Genomic DNA, 14587 nt, shown 5'->3' with positions numbered 1-14587 from the left:
ATGGTCCACCGACTTGCCTGCACGGAGGGTGTCATGGTCAAGAGCCACGCGGATGCTCGCTTGCTGCTGTCCCCCGGGCTGAAGGACGCGCCGGTGCTCGACCGGATGTGCTCGCAGTTCGTGCTGACGCTGACGATGCACAACGCCGGGCGCTTCAATCTGCGGCGCGACTGGAACAGCCTGCTGTCGCTGACCGGCAAGCACCTCGTGTGGCCCGGCTCGGTGCTCGCACGGTTGCGCGAGTTCCTGAACAAGCGCTGCAAGGGCAACGAGCACTGGCGCGGTCACGAGGCGCTGGCCGATGACGCCTTCATGGTGCGCCACGGCGGCTGGCGCGGCCCGTACGAAGAGGGCACGCTCTTCTTCTACATCGACGAATACATCAAGGACGCCCCGAAAGACCTGCTCGCGGTGCTCGGCGCAACCGCCGACTGGCTCGGCCGCAGCCTGAAGAAGGAATCGACGCTGGTTCAGAAGAACATCGATGCGCTCGCCGGCCTGCTGCAGCTGAACCCGGCCGAGCGCGCGCTGCTGCTCTACGGCACGCTCGCGCGCTACCAGCGCGACCTGCGCGGGCTGCTGGTCGAGTTCAAGGTCTCGAACGCGCAGGAGGCGTACGCCGCGATCGCGAGCGTCGCCGGCGTCAGCGAGACCGATGTCGCCGAGGCGCTGCGCGCCGGATCGCGGCTCGAGCGCATCGGCATGGTCGAGAACCTGATCTCCGAGCACAACATCACCGACCTGGCCGACCTGATGAAGGTCAGCGAGCAGCTGCCGCCGGTGCTGATGCGCAAGTACGAAGGGCCGTCGGACCTGATGGCAGTGTTCACGCGGCCCGCGCGGCGCAGCGAGCTGACAGTGACCGACTTCGACTTCGTCGGCGTCGACCAGAAGATGATGACCGCGCTGCTGGCGAACGCGGTCGCGCGCAAGGAGCCCGGCGTCAACGTGCTGCTGTACGGTCCGCCGGGCACCGGCAAGACCGAGCTCGCGAAGGTCGCCGCACAATCGGCCGGGCTCGAGCTTTACGAGGTCGAGTATGCCGATCGCGACGGCAACTCGCTCAGCGGCCGCGACCGCTACCGCTCGTTGCAGATCAGCCAGGTGTTCCTGAAGGGCAGCAGCAATGTCGCGCTGCTGTTCGACGAGGTCGAAGACGTGTTTCCGCCGATCTCGACCGACGCCGCGCAGCTGATGGCGCGCATGGACACCGGCGACGGTGCGCTCTCGGGCAGCGTCAGCGGCAAGGCCTGGGTGAACCAGATCCTCGAGACGAACCCGGTGCCGGTGATCTGGGTCACGAACCGCATCGAGCAGATCGACCCGGCGTTCCGGCGCCGCTTCCAGTACCACCTTGAGCTGAAGAGCCCACCGCCCGGCGCGCGCGAGTTGCTGGTGTCGCGCGCTCTCGCCGGTGTCGATGTCGACTCGGGCTTCGCGGCGAAGCTCGCCGAGCGCAAGGGGCTGACGCCGGCGCAGATCCGCACCGCGGTGCGCTTCGCGCGGCTCGCCTGCGCGCCCGACGCCGGTCACGACCTGCAGTCGCTGATCGAGCGCCAGCTCGTCAACGCCGACAAGGCGCTCGGCAATCCGCTGAACGAGCGCGGCGCGCGCCGCGTCGTGACGAGCTACGACCTCGGCCTGGTCAACACCGAGTCGCGCTTCGAGGTGCCGAAGATCGTCGAGGCGCTGCGCCGCAAGACCTACGGCACGCTGTGCTTCTACGGCCCGCCCGGCACCGGCAAGACCGCGCTGGCCGAGCACATCGCGCACGAGCTGCAGCGGCCCCTGATGATCCGCCAGGCCAGCGACATCATGAGCAAGTATGTCGGCGAGACCGAGCAGAACATGGCGAAGATGTTCGACGAGGCGCAGGCCGAGAGTGCGGTGCTGCTGCTCGACGAGGCCGACAGCTTTCTGCGCAGCCGCCGCATGGCCGAGCGCAACTACGAGGTCAGCGAGGTCAACGAGATGCTGCAGGGCATGGAGCGCTTCGCCGGCGTGTTCATCTGCACGACCAACCTGTTCCAGGATCTCGACGAGGCCGCGCTGCGGCGCTTCACGTTCAAGGTGCAGTTCAAGCCGCTGACCGCGCCGCAGCGCGAGCGCATGTTCGTCGTCGAGGCGCTCGGCGGCGATGCGGCGCTGCTGACGCGCGAGCAGAGCGGCCGTCTCGCGCAGCTGACGGCGCTCGCCCCGGGCGATTTCGCGTCGGTGAAGCGCCAGGTCGACGTGCTCGGCGAGGCCTTCGCGCCCGACGAGTTCCTGTCGCAGCTGGAGGCCGAGCACCGGGTCAAGCCGGAGGTGCGGCAGCAGCGCGGGATGGGCTTCCTGCACTGAGCCGCGCGCCGGCCGCGGGGCTTTCCTACAATGTCGGCATGAACACGCCGAACTTCACCCGTGCCGCGCAACTGCCTGAGATCCTGAAGCAGCGCATCGTCGTGCTCGACGGTGCGATGGGCACGATGATCCAGCGCTACAAGCTGGGCGAGGCCGACTACCGCGGCACGCGGTTCAAGGATCACCCGAAGGACCTGAAGGGCAACAACGACATGTTGCAGCTCAGCAAGCCCGAGGTCATCGGCGAGATTCACGCGCAGTACCTCGAGGCGGGCGCCGACATCATCGAGACCAACACCTTCGGCGCGACGACGGTCGCGCAGGACGACTACGGCCTCGGCGCCTATGCCCGCGAGATGAACGTCGCCGCCGCGAAGCTCGCGCGCGCCGCCTGCGACCGGTTCACGAGTGCCGAGAAGCCGCGCTTCGTCGCCGGCGCGCTCGGGCCGACGCCGAAGACCGCGAGCATCAGCCCCGACGTCAACGACCCGGCCGCGCGCAACGTCACGTTCGACGAACTGAAGGCCGCGTACCGCGAGCAGGCCAGCGGCCTGCTCGAAGGCGGCTGCGACCTGTTCCTGGTCGAGACGATCTTCGACACGCTGAACGCGAAGGCCGCGATCTTCGCGCTCGACGAGCTGATGGAAGAGACGGGGGAACGCCTGCCGGTGATCATCTCCGGCACCGTGACCGATGCGTCGGGCCGCATCCTGTCGGGCCAGACGGTCAGCGCGTTCTGGCACAGCGTGCGCCACGCGCGGCCGCTCGCGATCGGGCTGAACTGCGCGCTCGGCGCGACCCTGATGCGGCCCTACATCGAGGAGCTCGCGCGCATCGCCGGCGACACCTTCGTCAGCTGCTACCCGAACGCCGGCCTGCCGAACCCGATGAGCGACACCGGCTTCGACGAGACGCCCGAGATCACCGGCAGTCTTCTCGAGGAGTTCGCGAAGGCCGGTTTCCTGAACATCGCCGGCGGCTGCTGCGGCACGACGCCGGCGCACATCGCGTCGATCGCGCAGAAGGTCGGCCAGTACCGGCCGCGCTGCGGGCACCGCGGCGCGCTGTTCGGCGAGCTGGAGCTCGAAGCGGCCTGACTACAATTCGGTTTCGCCCGAGGAGCGTTGCGACAGCCTGATTTGCGAACCGCAGTCAGGCCGCCAGGCTCGGGCACGATGCCTTCCAAGCATCGGTTCAACGGCGCTCACCCGACCCCCTGACAGGTCCGCGGTGAGCAACGCGGGCCTCATTCGAGTTTCGCTGCGATGAACGCCACAAAGATCCCCGTCCCTCCGATGAAACTCTCCGGCCTCGAGCCGGTACTGCTCGGCGAAGGCGCGCTGTTCGTCAACGTCGGCGAGCGCACCAACGTGACCGGCTCGAAGGCCTTCGCGCGGATGATCCTGAACGGCGAATTCGAGCAGGCGCTCTCCGTCGCACGCCAGCAGGTCGAGAACGGTGCGCAGGTCATCGACATCAACATGGACGAGGCCATGCTCGACAGCAAGGCCGCGATGGTGCGCTTCCTGAACCTGATCGCCGGCGAGCCCGAGATCGCGCGCGTGCCGATCATGGTCGACAGCTCGAAATGGGAGGTGATCGAGGCCGGCCTGAAGTGCATCCAGGGCAAGGGCATCGTCAACTCGATTTCGCTGAAGGAGGGCGAGGCGCAGTTCAGGCACCAGGCCAAGCTCGTCAGGCGCTACGGCGCCGCGGCCGTCGTGATGGCGTTCGACGAGACCGGCCAGGCCGACACCTACCAGCGCAAGATCGAGATCTGCGAGCGCGCGTACCGCATCCTGGTCGACGAGGTCGACTTTCCGCCCGAGGACATCATCTTCGACCCGAACATCTTCGCGATCGCCACCGGCATCGAGGAGCACAACAACTACGCGGTCGACTTCATCAATGCGACGCGCTGGATCAAGCAGAACCTGCCCGGCGCGAAGGTCAGCGGCGGTGTCTCCAACGTGAGCTTCAGCTTCCGCGGCAACGACCCGGTGCGCGAGGCGATCCACACCGTGTTCCTGTACCACGCGATCCAGGCCGGCATGGACATGGGCATCGTCAACGCCGGCATGGTCGGCGTCTACGACGATCTCGATGCCGAACTGCGCGAGCGGGTCGAAGACGTGGTGCTGAACCGGCGCGAGGATTCCGGCGAGCGCCTGATCGAGATCGCCGAGAGCGCGAAGGGCATGGCGAAGGACGACAGCGCGCGCCTCGCGTGGCGCGCGAAGCCGGTCGACGAGCGCCTGAGCCACGCACTGGTGCACGGCATCAACGACTTCATCACCGAAGACACCGAAGAGGTCTACCAGCGCGTGCTCGCCACCGGCGGCCGGCCGCTGCACGTGATCGAGGGCCCGCTGATGGACGGCATGAACATCGTCGGCGACCTGTTCGGGCAGGGCAAGATGTTCCTGCCGCAGGTCGTCAAGAGCGCACGCGTGATGAAGCAGGCGGTCGCGCACCTGCTGCCCTACATCGAGGCCGAGAAGGCCGCGATGATCGAGGCCGGCGGCGAAGCCAAGGCGAAGGGCAAGATCGTGATCGCGACCGTCAAGGGCGACGTGCACGACATCGGCAAGAACATCGTCACCGTCGTGCTCCAGTGCAACAACTTCGAGGTCGTCAACATGGGCGTGATGGTGGCGTGCCAGGACATCCTGGCGCGCGCCAAGGTCGAGGGCGCCGACATCATCGGCCTCTCCGGCCTGATCACGCCGAGCCTGGAGGAGATGCAGCACGTCGCCGGCGAGATGCAGCGCGACGACTACTTCCGCATCAAGAAGATTCCGCTGCTGATCGGCGGCGCGACGACGAGCCGCGTGCACACCGCGGTGAAGATCTCGCCGCACTACGAGGGCCCGGTCGTCTACGTGCCCGACGCGAGCCGATCGGTCAGCGTCTGCAGCGACCTGCTCAGCGACGAGCGCGCCGCCGCGTACATCACCGAGCTGAACGCCGATTACGTGCGCGTGCGCGAGCAGCATGCGAACAAGAAGGCGACGCCGCTGGTGACCCTGGCGCAGGCGCGCGCGAACAAGACGCCGATGGCCTGGTCATCGTTCGCGCCGGTCCAGCCGAAGTTCATCGGCCGTCGCGTGTTCCGCAACCAGGACCTGGCCGAGATCGCCGCCTGCATCGACTGGGGCCCGTTCTTCCAGACCTGGGACCTGGCCGGTGCGTACCCGGCGATCCTGAACGACGAGATCGTCGGTGAATCGGCGCGCCGCGTGCTCAGCGATGGCCAACGTCTGCTGCGCCGCGCGATCGAGGGCCGCTGGCTGACCGCGAACGGCGTGATCGGCCTGTACCCGGCGAACACGGTGAACGACGACGACATCGAGATCTACACCGACGAGTCGCGCGAGCGCGTGCTGATGACCTGGCGCGGCCTGCGCATGCAGAGCGTGCGGCCGGTGGTCGATGGGGTGATGCGCCCGAACCGCTGCCTGGCCGACTTCATCGCGCCGAAGGCGTCCGGCGTGGCCGACCACATCGGGCTGTTCGCGGTGACCTCCGGTATCGGCTCCGAGAAGAAGGACAAGCAGTTCCTGGACGACCTCGACGACTACAGTTCGATCATGTTCAAGGCGCTGGCGGACCGCCTGGCCGAGGCCTTCGCCGAGCGCCTGCACCAGCGCGTGCGCACCGAGTTCTGGGGTTACGCGCCCGACGAGCAGCTGAGCAACGCCGAGCTGATTGCCGAGAAGTACTCGGGCATCCGCCCGGCGCCCGGCTACCCGGCCTGTCCCGATCACACCGTGAAGGCCGAGATGTTCCGGGTACTAGCTTGCGCCGACATCGGCATGGGCCTGACGGAGAGCCTCGCGATGACGCCGGCGGCGAGCGTCAGCGGCTTCTACCTCGCGCACCCAGACGCGGCCTACTTCAACGTCGGCAAGATCGGCGAGGACCAGCTCGCCGACTGGGCGCAACGCAGCGCGCTCGATGCCGACATCGTGCGGCGCTCGCTGTCGGCCCTGCTCTGAAACGCGCGCGGGCCGCGCCGTGCTTCTTGAAGCGTTTGCTTACGAGCGGAAGCATTCGTTCGCAAAGTTTGCGCAAAGCGTCGGCGCGGCGCCGCGCGCGGCGAAGCGAGATGCCAACTTTCACACGCCGTTGATCGCGGACTGACGATCCGCAGCCGGTTCCCCCCGGGCACGCGCACTGCGTGCTTTCGCACCCGACAGAGGGGCGATCAATCAGGGGGATTCCAGTGCAAGAAGTCCGAGAGTCAGAAACCGGGGCGGGCGTCGCGACCCGGTCGGCACCGGCGCGCTTCACGCGCGCTGCGGCCGTCGTCGCGTTGGGGCTGTTCCTCGCCGCGTGCGGCGGCGGCAGCGGCAGCAGCACGGCCGAGGCCGACGCCAGCATCAGCAGCCCGGCGGCCGCGGGCCCGTCGAACGCGCCGGCCGCGGCGGCGCGCTTTCTGACGCAGGCCACCTACGGCCCGACCAGCGCCGAGATCACGCGCCTGTCGACGATGAACTACGCGACGTGGATCGACGAGCAGTTCGCCAAGCCGCAGTCGTACCACCGTCTCTACATGAACCAGGCCGCCGCCGACCTGGCCGCCACCGGCGGCAGCATCAGCCAGACCAACTTCTTCGACTCGTACTGGAGCCAGGCGATCGCCGGCGACGACCAGCTGCGTCAGCGCGCCGCGTTCGCGCTGTCGCAGATCTTCGTCGTCTCGTTCACCGACGCGACCTTGCGCAGCCAGCCGCGCGGTGTCGCGTCGTACTACGACATGCTGGGCGAGAACGCGTTCGGCAACTTCCGCGATCTGCTCGAGACGGTCGCGCTGCACCCGATGATGGGCGTCTACCTGTCGCACCTGAAGAACCAGAAGGAAAATCCGGAGACCGGCCGCGTGCCCGACCTGAACTTCGCGCGCGAGATCACGCAGCTGTTCACGGTCGGCCAGTACAAGCTGAACCTCGACGGTACGGCGTTGACCGGCGCCGACGGCAAGACCGTCGCCGCCTACACCTCGGCCGACCTCGAAGGCCTGTCGCAGGTGTTCACCGGCTGGAGCTGGTACGCCGGCTCGGTCGACACCGATCGCACGAACCGCCGCTTCTTCGGCAACGACGCGAACCTCGAGCGCGACTGGCGCCCGATGCAGGACTACAACCGGTACGCGGCGAATACCGACTTCCACTCGATCGGCGTCAAGAACTTCCTCGGCGTCACGATCCCCGCGCAGACGCTGGCGACCGCAGACACGAAGGGCGACCTGAAGATCGCGCTCGACACGCTGTTCAACCACCCGAACGTCGGCCCGTTCACGGCCAAGCAGCTGATCCAGCGTCTGGTCACGAGCAACCCGAGCCCGGCTTACGTCGCCCGGGTCGCGGCGGCGTTCAACGACAACGGCAGCGGCAAGCGCGGCGACATGAAGGCGGTCTGGAAGGCGATCCTGCTCGACACCGAGGCGCGTACCGTCGGCAGCTCGACCAGCGCCGGCAAGGTGCGCGAGCCGGTCGTGCGGCTCGCGAACTTCATGCGCGCGTTCAACGCGACATCGTCGAGCGGGCGCTTCATGGGCATCGGCAACACCGACGACCCGGCGACGCGCCTGAACCAGACCGTGCTGTTCGCGCCGACGGTGTTCAACTTCTACCGGCCGGGCTATGTGCCGTCGAGCAAGCCGATCGCCGACGCGGGGCTGGTCGCGCCGGAGTTCCAGATCGTCCACGACGTCTCGGTCGCCGGCTACATGAACTACATGCGCAGCGTGGTTCAGGTCGATACGAACCGCGACATCCAGCAGAACTACACGGCCGAACTCGCGCTCGCGGCGACGCCGGCCGACCTGGTCGATCGCATGAACCTGCTGCTGTTCGCCGGCACGATGCCCGATGCGCTGCGCACGCAGCTCGTCGCCGCGGTGACGAGCCGCACGCTTCCCGCGCCGGTCTACGCGACCGGTGCCGACCCGGCGACCGCGACGCCGACGAATCAGGCCTCGATCGACACCGCAAAGCGCGACCGCGTCTACCTCGCGGTGTTCATGTCGATGGCGTCGCCCGACTACCTGATCCAGAAGTGACGAGGACCCTCCCATGACCTTGCTCAAAACCTCGCGCCTCGATGCCTCGCGTCGACGTTTCCTGCGCACCGCGTCGGTCGTCTCGGGTTCGGTCGGCGGCGCTGCGGTGCCGTTCGCGCTGAACCTCGCGGGCCTGAACAGCGCGGCCGCGCAGACGGCCGACTACAAGGCGATCGTCTGCCTGTTCCTCTACGGCGGCAACGACTCGTCGCACATGGTGCTGCGCACCGACGCGCTGTCGTTCAACGAGTACACGCGGCTGCGCTCGGTCTTGCCCGAATCGATCGCGCTGAAGGCGCCCGGCACCGCGGCGGTCGCGAGCGCGCCGCTGGCATCGCCGGATCGTCTCGGCGGCGTGCGCGCGATCGCGCCGAAGTTCATCGCGTCGCCCGAGAACAGCGCGTTCACCTATGCGCTGCACCCGAGCATGCCGGAGGTCGCGACCCTGTTCGCGGCGAACCGCCTCGCGATCCTGGCGAACGCCGGCCCGCTGGTGCAGCCGCTGACGCGCGCCGAGTACGTCGCCAACGTGCTGCCACGGCCGAAGGCGCTCGGCTCGCACAACGACCAGCAGTCGACCTGGCAGGCCCTCGGCCCGGAGGGCGTGAAGGTCGGCTGGGGCGGTCACCTCGGCGACCTGGTCGCGAGCAGCAATGCGAACACGGTGTTCACGAGCATCTCGGTCTCCGGCAACGCGGTGTTCTCGGCCGGCGAGACAGTGTTCCAGTACCAGGTCGGCAGCGGCGGCGCGACGCAGATCGGCGGCCTGTCGGGCACGCTGTTCGGCTCGGCCACGGCAGCGGCGACGCTGAAGGGCATCGTCACCGCGACCAACCAGCACCTGTTCGCGAACGAGTACGGCGCGATCGTCAAGCGCTCGGTCGACGCGCAGGCCGCGTTCCAGACCGCGTACGTGGCCTCGACCGTGACCGCGCCGACGCAGTATGTGCAGCCTTCGACCAACAACCTCGCGAACAACGGCCTGGCCTCGCAGCTGCAGACGGTCGCACGCATCATCGGCGCGCGCGCCGGTCTCGGCGCGAAACGCCAGGTCTTCTTCGTCTCGATGGGCGGCTTCGACACCCACGACGGCCAGAACGCGAACCAGGCCGACCTGCTCGCGCGCCTCTCGCATGCGCTCGGCTACTTCGACAGCGCTCTCGCCGGCATGGCCGGCGGCGACATGCGCAGCAGCGTCACGCTGTTCACCGCGTCCGACTTCGGCCGCACGCTGACCAGCAATGGCGACGGCACCGACCACGGCTGGGGCTCGCACCACTTCGTGATCGGCGGCGCGGTCAACGGCGGCGACATCTACGGCCGCTTCCCGCAGTTCGGCCTGGCGCTCGCGGATTCGGCGAACAACGCCTACCTGCCGGTGACCTCGGTCGACACGCTCGGCAGCACGCTTGGCAAGTGGTTCGGCGCGAGCGACGCGCAGCTCGACACCGTGTTCCCGAACCTGCACAACTTCAGCCGCAACCTCGGCTTCATCGCGGGCGTCTGAGCGTCCCGCCCGCGGTCAGCGCTGGCCGAGCACGCGCCGATACTGGATCGCCTCGGCCAGGTGCGCGACCGCGATCGTGTCGCTGTGCGCCAGGTCGGCGATGCTGCGCGCGACGCGCAGCACGCGATGAAAGCCGCGCGCCGACCAGCCCAGGCGCGCCGCGGCGGTCTGCAGGAATTTCGTGCCGGCGCTGTCGAGCGCGGCATGCCGGTCGAGCGCTTCGCCCGACAGCGCCGCATTGACGCCGCCCTGGCGCGCCAACGCGCGCTCGCGCGCGCCGGCCACGCGCCGCGCGATCGCGTCGCTGGCCTCGCCGTCGGGGGCCGCCGACAGGGCCTCGGGGCCGACCGCCGGTACCTCGATCCGCACATCGATGCGGTCGAGCAGCGGGCCGCTGATCCGCCCCTGGTAGCGCGCGACCACATCCGGCGTGCAGCGACAGGCATGCAGCGGGCTGCCGAGGTGCCCGCAGGGGCAGGGGTTCATCGCCGCGACAAGCTGGAAGCGCGCCGGGAACTCGGCCTGCCGGGCGGCGCGCGAGATCACGATCCGGCCGGTCTCGAGCGGCTCGCGCAGCGCCTCGAGCGCGGCACGCTGGAACTCCGGGAACTCGTCGAGAAACAGCACGCCATGATGCGCCAGCGAGATTTCGCCGGGCCGCGGCGGCGAGCCGCCGCCGACCAGCGCGACCGATGACGCCGTGTGGTGCGGCGCGCGCAATACGCGCTGACCCCAGTGCTCGTGCGCGAACGCGCCGGTCAGGCTCAGCACCGCGGCCGATTCGAGCGCGTCGTCGTGCGACAGCGTCGGCAGCAGCCCGGCGAAGCGCTGCGCGAGCATCGACTTGCCGGTGCCCGGCGAGCCGAGCATCAGCACGCTGTGACCGCCGGCGGCCGCGACCTCGAGCGCGCGCTTCGCGGCCGCCTGGCCCTTCACGTCGCGCATGTCCGGCAGCGTCGGCGCCGCGGCGCGCGGATCGGCGGTCGTCAGCGCCAGCGCGGGGCGCGGGCTCGCATCCGCGCTCGCGGCGTCATGCGGCAGCAGCGCGGCCACGACCTCGAGCAGGTTCGCCGCACCGTGGATCGCCAGCCCCTCGACCAGCGCGGCCTCGCGCGCGCTCGCATGCGGCAGTACCAGCGCGCGCGTGCTGCCGCCGGCATGATGGCGCTTCAACGCGAGCGCCATCGCGAGCGCGCCGCGCACCGGTCGCAGCTCGCCGCCCAGCGAAAGCTCGCCGGCGAACTCGAAGCGGTCGACCTGCGCGGCGTCGAGCTGCCCGCTCGCGGCCAGGATGCCGAGCGCGATCGGCAGGTCGAAGCGGCCCGATTCCTTCGGCAGGTCGGCCGGGGCCAGATTGACGGTGATGCGCTTGTTGTGCGGAAAGGCGAGACCGCTGTTCTGGATCGCGGCCCGAACGCGCTCGCGCGCCTCCTTGACCTCGGTGTCGGCCAGGCCGACGAGCGTGAAGCTCGGCAGGCCGTTTGCCAGATGCACCTCAACCGTGACCTCGGCCGCTTCGAGGGCGTGCAGCGCACGGCTGTGGATGACGGCGAGCGACATGGTTCGGGTCCGATGAAGGCGGCTCAGGGCGCGCGGTAGGCCGCAGCGATTGTGCCGCCGCCCCGTTGCGATGCCATGCGCCGACTAGGCACCGAAACGGTGCGCGTCGCGTGGGTGCCTCGAACTGGTGCCGAATTGCCCACTTCGCCGGTCGGGTAAGCGTTTCCATGCGGGTTGGGCACCAGATGGACGCTGGCACACATCGTGCAAAACCGGGGGGTGACCGTTCGCAGAATCCCGCCAAAACCCTCGGAACCCCGGAGCCCCACGATGAACAAGTCGATCCTTTTTCTTGCGCTCGCCTCAACCCTCGGCGCCGCCGCGCACGCGGAAGACCCGCCCGCGTCGCCGTTCAGCGCGAACATCAGCCTGACGACGAACTACAAGTACCGCGGCCAGGATCAGGGCTCGCTGCCGTCGAAGACGTTGCGTCCGGCGGTCCAGGGCGGCTTCGATTGGTCCAAGGACGGCTTCTACCTCGGCAACTGGAACTCGAGCATCGGCTGGCTCTCCGGCTCCAGTGTCGAGATGGACTTCTACGGCGGCTACAAGGGCGAGATCGTCAAGGACCTGGGCTACGACGTCGGGATCCTGCGCTACCAGTACAACGGCGCGGCGATCGCGAACACCACCGAGCTGTACGGCGCGCTGAGCTACGGCCCGGCCTCGCTGAAGTACTCGCACACCGTCTCGAAGGACTACTTCGGCTGGGGTGGCGGCACGTTCAGCGGCCGCAACACTGGCTACCTCGACCTGTCGGGCAACTTCCCGGTCGTCGAGGGGCTGACGATCAACACCCACGTCGGTTACACCCGCTACTCCAGCGACCTGCGCGACAACGTCAACGTGCCGAACTACTACGACTACAAGCTCGGCGTCACCTATGACCTGAGCAAGGTCGCCGGCGCCGGCGTTTCGGTCTCCGCGGCGGTCGTCGGCGCGAACAAGAAAGAGTTCTACGGCGACATCAACAAGGCCCGCTTCATCGCGACCTTGACGAAGGCCCTGTAACCCGGTTGGCGGTCGGCGGGCCTCGTGCCTTCGGTCGCCGTTGCATCACTCTCCAAGTCCAGAAAGAGGTTCGACCATGAAGATGGTGACCGCCATCGTCAAGCCGTTCAAGCTTGACGAAGTCCGCGAAGCCCTCAGCGCCATCGGCGTGCAGGGCATCACGGTGACCGAAGTCAAGGGCTTCGGTCGTCAGAAGGGCCACACCGAGCTGTATCGCGGTGCGGAGTACGTCGTCGACTTCCTGCCGAAGGTGAAGATCGAGGCGGCGGTGGACGATGCCATCGTCGACCGCGTGATCGAGGCAATCGAAAGCGCCGCGCGCACCGGCAAGATCGGCGACGGCAAGGTCTTCGTCTCGCCGCTTGAGCAGGTGGTGCGCATCCGCACCGGCGAGACCGGCAAAGACGCTCTTTGACCCACAGGAAAAAGACAACCATGAGAAAACTAATAGCTTCCCTCGCCCTGGGCCTCGCGGCACTGGGCTTTGCCGGCGCGTCGATCGCGCAGGACGCGGCCTCCGCGCCTGCGGCAGCGTCGGCCGCGGCCGCGACAGCGTCGGCACCCGCATCGGCACCCGCCGCCGCCGATGCAGCCTCGGCCGCTTCGGCGCCGGCGGCCGCCGCGTCGGCGCCGGTGATCAACAAGGGTGACACGGCCTGGATGATCGTCGCCACGGCATTCGTCATCATGATGTCGATCCCGGGCCTGGCGCTGTTCTATGGTGGCCTGGTGCGCAGCAAGAACATGCTGTCGGTCCTGATGCAGGTGATGGTCACGTTCTCGATGATCGTCGTGCTGTGGTGCATCTACGGCTACAGCCTGGCGTTCACCGAAGGCAATGCGTTCGTCGGCGGCTTCGATCGCGTCTTCATGAAGGGTCTGTTCGACCCCGTGGCGGGTACCTTCGCGCCGGCGGCCACGTTCAGCAAGGGCGTCTACATCCCCGAGTTGCTGTACATGGCATTCCAGGCGACCTTCGCCGCCATCACCTGCTGCCTGATCGTCGGTGCGTTCGCGGAACGCGCGAAGTTCTCGGCGGTGCTCGCGTTCATGGCGCTGTGGTTCACGTTCAGCTACGCGCCGATCGCGCACATGGTCTGGTTCTGGATGGGCCCGGATTCGTACACCGGCGTGAAGGGCGTCAAGGACGCGATGGACGGCAAGGCCGGTCTGCTCTGGCAATGGGGGGCGCTCGACTTCGCCGGAGGCACGGTCGTGCACATCAACGCCGCGGTCGCGGGCCTGGTCGGCGCATTCATGATCGGCAAGCGCGTCGGCTACGGCAAGGAGGCGTTCACGCCGCATTCGCTGACGCTGACGATGGTCGGTGCCTCGCTGCTGTGGGTCGGCTGGTTCGGCTTCAACGCCGGCTCGGCGCTTGAAGCCAACGGCACCGCGGTGCTCGCGTTCATGAACACCTTCTCAGCGACCGCGGCGGCCGTGCTGGCGTGGTGCATCGGTGAAGCGCTGATGAAGGGCAAAGCCTCGATGCTCGGCGCCGCGTCGGGTGCTGTGGCGGGTCTGGTGGCGATCACGCCGGCTTGCGGCAACGTCGGGCTGATGGGCGCGATCGTCGTCGGCTTCGTCGCCGGCTTTGCCTGCCTGTGGGGCGTGAACGGTCTGAAGAAGTTGCTCGGCGCAGACGACTCGCTGGACGTGTTCGGCGTGCACGGTGTCGGCGGTATCGTCGGCGCCTTGCTGACGGGTGTGTTCCACGCCCAGTCGCTGGGCGGCCCGGGCATGGTGCCTGACTGGACGACAGCGGCGATGGCCACCAATCCGGATGGCATCCTGGCTCAAGTCTGGATCCAGGCCAAGGCCGTCGGTGTCACCATCGTCTGGTCGGGTGTCGTCTCGCTCGTCGCCTACTTCATCGTCGACAAGGTCATCGGCCTGCGCGTCAACGAGGAAGACGAGCGCGAGGGGCTGGACATCAGCGCCCACGGCGAAACCGCGTACCACAACTAGCGCTTCGCTGAAGGCGATGGCGGGGTTGCCGATGGCAACCCCTTCAAGGGTGAAAGGGCCGCGCTTGCGGCCCTTTTCTTTTGCCGCGCGCCCGGGCACGGCGGCTTGCGCATGTTCGGGGAAACCCCAAATGCCTA

Annotated in this window: 9 protein-coding genes and 1 riboswitch; of the genes, 8 read left to right on the top strand and 1 reads right to left on the bottom strand. The window is 68.2% G+C overall.

Features of this window, described 5'->3' with window-relative positions; genetic code table 11:
• The first annotated feature begins 33 nt into the window (after positions 1-33).
• The 5 genes from AC1DTW_RS08640 (at position 34) to AC1DTW_RS08620 (ending at position 9911) form a co-directional block, all read left to right on the top strand.
• On the top strand, positions 34-2340 hold the full coding sequence (locus AC1DTW_RS08640) for an ATP-binding protein (protein WP_477980627.1): 2307 nt from the start codon (positions 34-36) through the stop codon (positions 2338-2340).
• A 38-nt stretch (positions 2341-2378) separates the two neighbouring features.
• Entirely contained in the window at positions 2379-3437 is a 1059-nt protein-coding gene (locus tag AC1DTW_RS08635) for a homocysteine S-methyltransferase family protein (RefSeq protein ID WP_477980626.1), read from the top strand.
• Between the two features lie 13 nt (positions 3438-3450).
• A riboswitch (S-adenosyl-L-homocysteine riboswitch) is annotated at positions 3451-3553 on the top strand.
• A gap of 82 nt (positions 3554-3635) precedes the next feature.
• Positions 3636-6338, top strand: coding sequence for a methionine synthase (metH, locus tag AC1DTW_RS08630; protein WP_477980625.1), 2703 nt, complete (start codon positions 3636-3638; stop codon positions 6336-6338).
• A gap of 227 nt (positions 6339-6565) precedes the next feature.
• Complete coding sequence (locus AC1DTW_RS08625) at positions 6566-8404, top strand: DUF1800 domain-containing protein (RefSeq protein ID WP_477980624.1); 1839 nt, start codon at positions 6566-6568, stop codon at positions 8402-8404.
• A gap of 13 nt (positions 8405-8417) precedes the next feature.
• Positions 8418-9911 (top strand): DUF1501 domain-containing protein, encoded by a 1494-nt coding sequence (locus AC1DTW_RS08620; RefSeq protein WP_477980623.1) that lies wholly within the window; start codon positions 8418-8420, stop codon positions 9909-9911.
• A gap of 15 nt (positions 9912-9926) precedes the next feature.
• On the opposite strand, the gene AC1DTW_RS08615 is transcribed toward AC1DTW_RS08620, so the two are convergent.
• Positions 9927-11471, bottom strand: a complete 1545-nt coding sequence (locus AC1DTW_RS08615; RefSeq protein ID WP_477980622.1) for a YifB family Mg chelatase-like AAA ATPase — start codon at positions 11469-11471, stop codon at positions 9927-9929.
• Positions 11472-11741: 270 nt separating this feature from the next.
• Between AC1DTW_RS08615 and AC1DTW_RS08610 the strand changes: the two genes are divergently transcribed.
• The 3 genes from AC1DTW_RS08610 to AC1DTW_RS08600 all read left to right on the top strand — a co-directional run bounded on the left by AC1DTW_RS08610 (position 11742) and on the right by AC1DTW_RS08600 (position 14450).
• Positions 11742-12482, top strand: coding sequence for a TorF family putative porin (locus tag AC1DTW_RS08610; RefSeq protein WP_477980621.1), 741 nt, complete (start codon positions 11742-11744; stop codon positions 12480-12482).
• Between the two features lie 76 nt (positions 12483-12558).
• Positions 12559-12897 (top strand): P-II family nitrogen regulator, encoded by a 339-nt coding sequence (locus AC1DTW_RS08605; RefSeq protein WP_293433183.1) that lies wholly within the window; start codon positions 12559-12561, stop codon positions 12895-12897.
• Between the two features lie 20 nt (positions 12898-12917).
• A complete protein-coding gene (locus AC1DTW_RS08600) occupies positions 12918-14450 on the top strand; it encodes an ammonium transporter (protein WP_477980620.1) in 1533 nt (510 codons plus the stop codon).
• The last annotated feature ends 137 nt before the right edge of the window (positions 14451-14587 follow it).

Source organism: Rhizobacter sp. P5_A1, from assembly GCF_056400745.1.
This window is presented reverse-complemented; position numbering and strand designations above follow the sequence as displayed.

Bases quoted from the DNA above. Each gene is read 5' to 3' on its own strand.
- AC1DTW_RS08640 (WP_477980627.1), top strand. From the start codon at position 34: ATGGTCAAGAGCCACGCGGATGCTCGCTTGCTGCTGTCCCCCGGGCTG.
- AC1DTW_RS08605 (WP_293433183.1), top strand. From the start codon at position 12,559: ATGAAGATGGTGACCGCCATCGTCAAGCCGTTCAAGCTTGACGAAGTC.
- AC1DTW_RS08620 (WP_477980623.1), top strand. From the start codon at position 8,418: ATGACCTTGCTCAAAACCTCGCGCCTCGATGCCTCGCGTCGACGTTTC.
- AC1DTW_RS08635 (WP_477980626.1), top strand. From the start codon at position 2,379: ATGAACACGCCGAACTTCACCCGTGCCGCGCAACTGCCTGAGATCCTG.
- AC1DTW_RS08610 (WP_477980621.1), top strand. From the start codon at position 11,742: ATGAACAAGTCGATCCTTTTTCTTGCGCTCGCCTCAACCCTCGGCGCC.
- AC1DTW_RS08615 (WP_477980622.1), bottom strand. From the start codon at position 11,471: ATGTCGCTCGCCGTCATCCACAGCCGTGCGCTGCACGCCCTCGAAGCG.
- metH (WP_477980625.1), top strand. From the start codon at position 3,636: ATGAAACTCTCCGGCCTCGAGCCGGTACTGCTCGGCGAAGGCGCGCTG.
- AC1DTW_RS08600 (WP_477980620.1), top strand. From the start codon at position 12,918: ATGAGAAAACTAATAGCTTCCCTCGCCCTGGGCCTCGCGGCACTGGGC.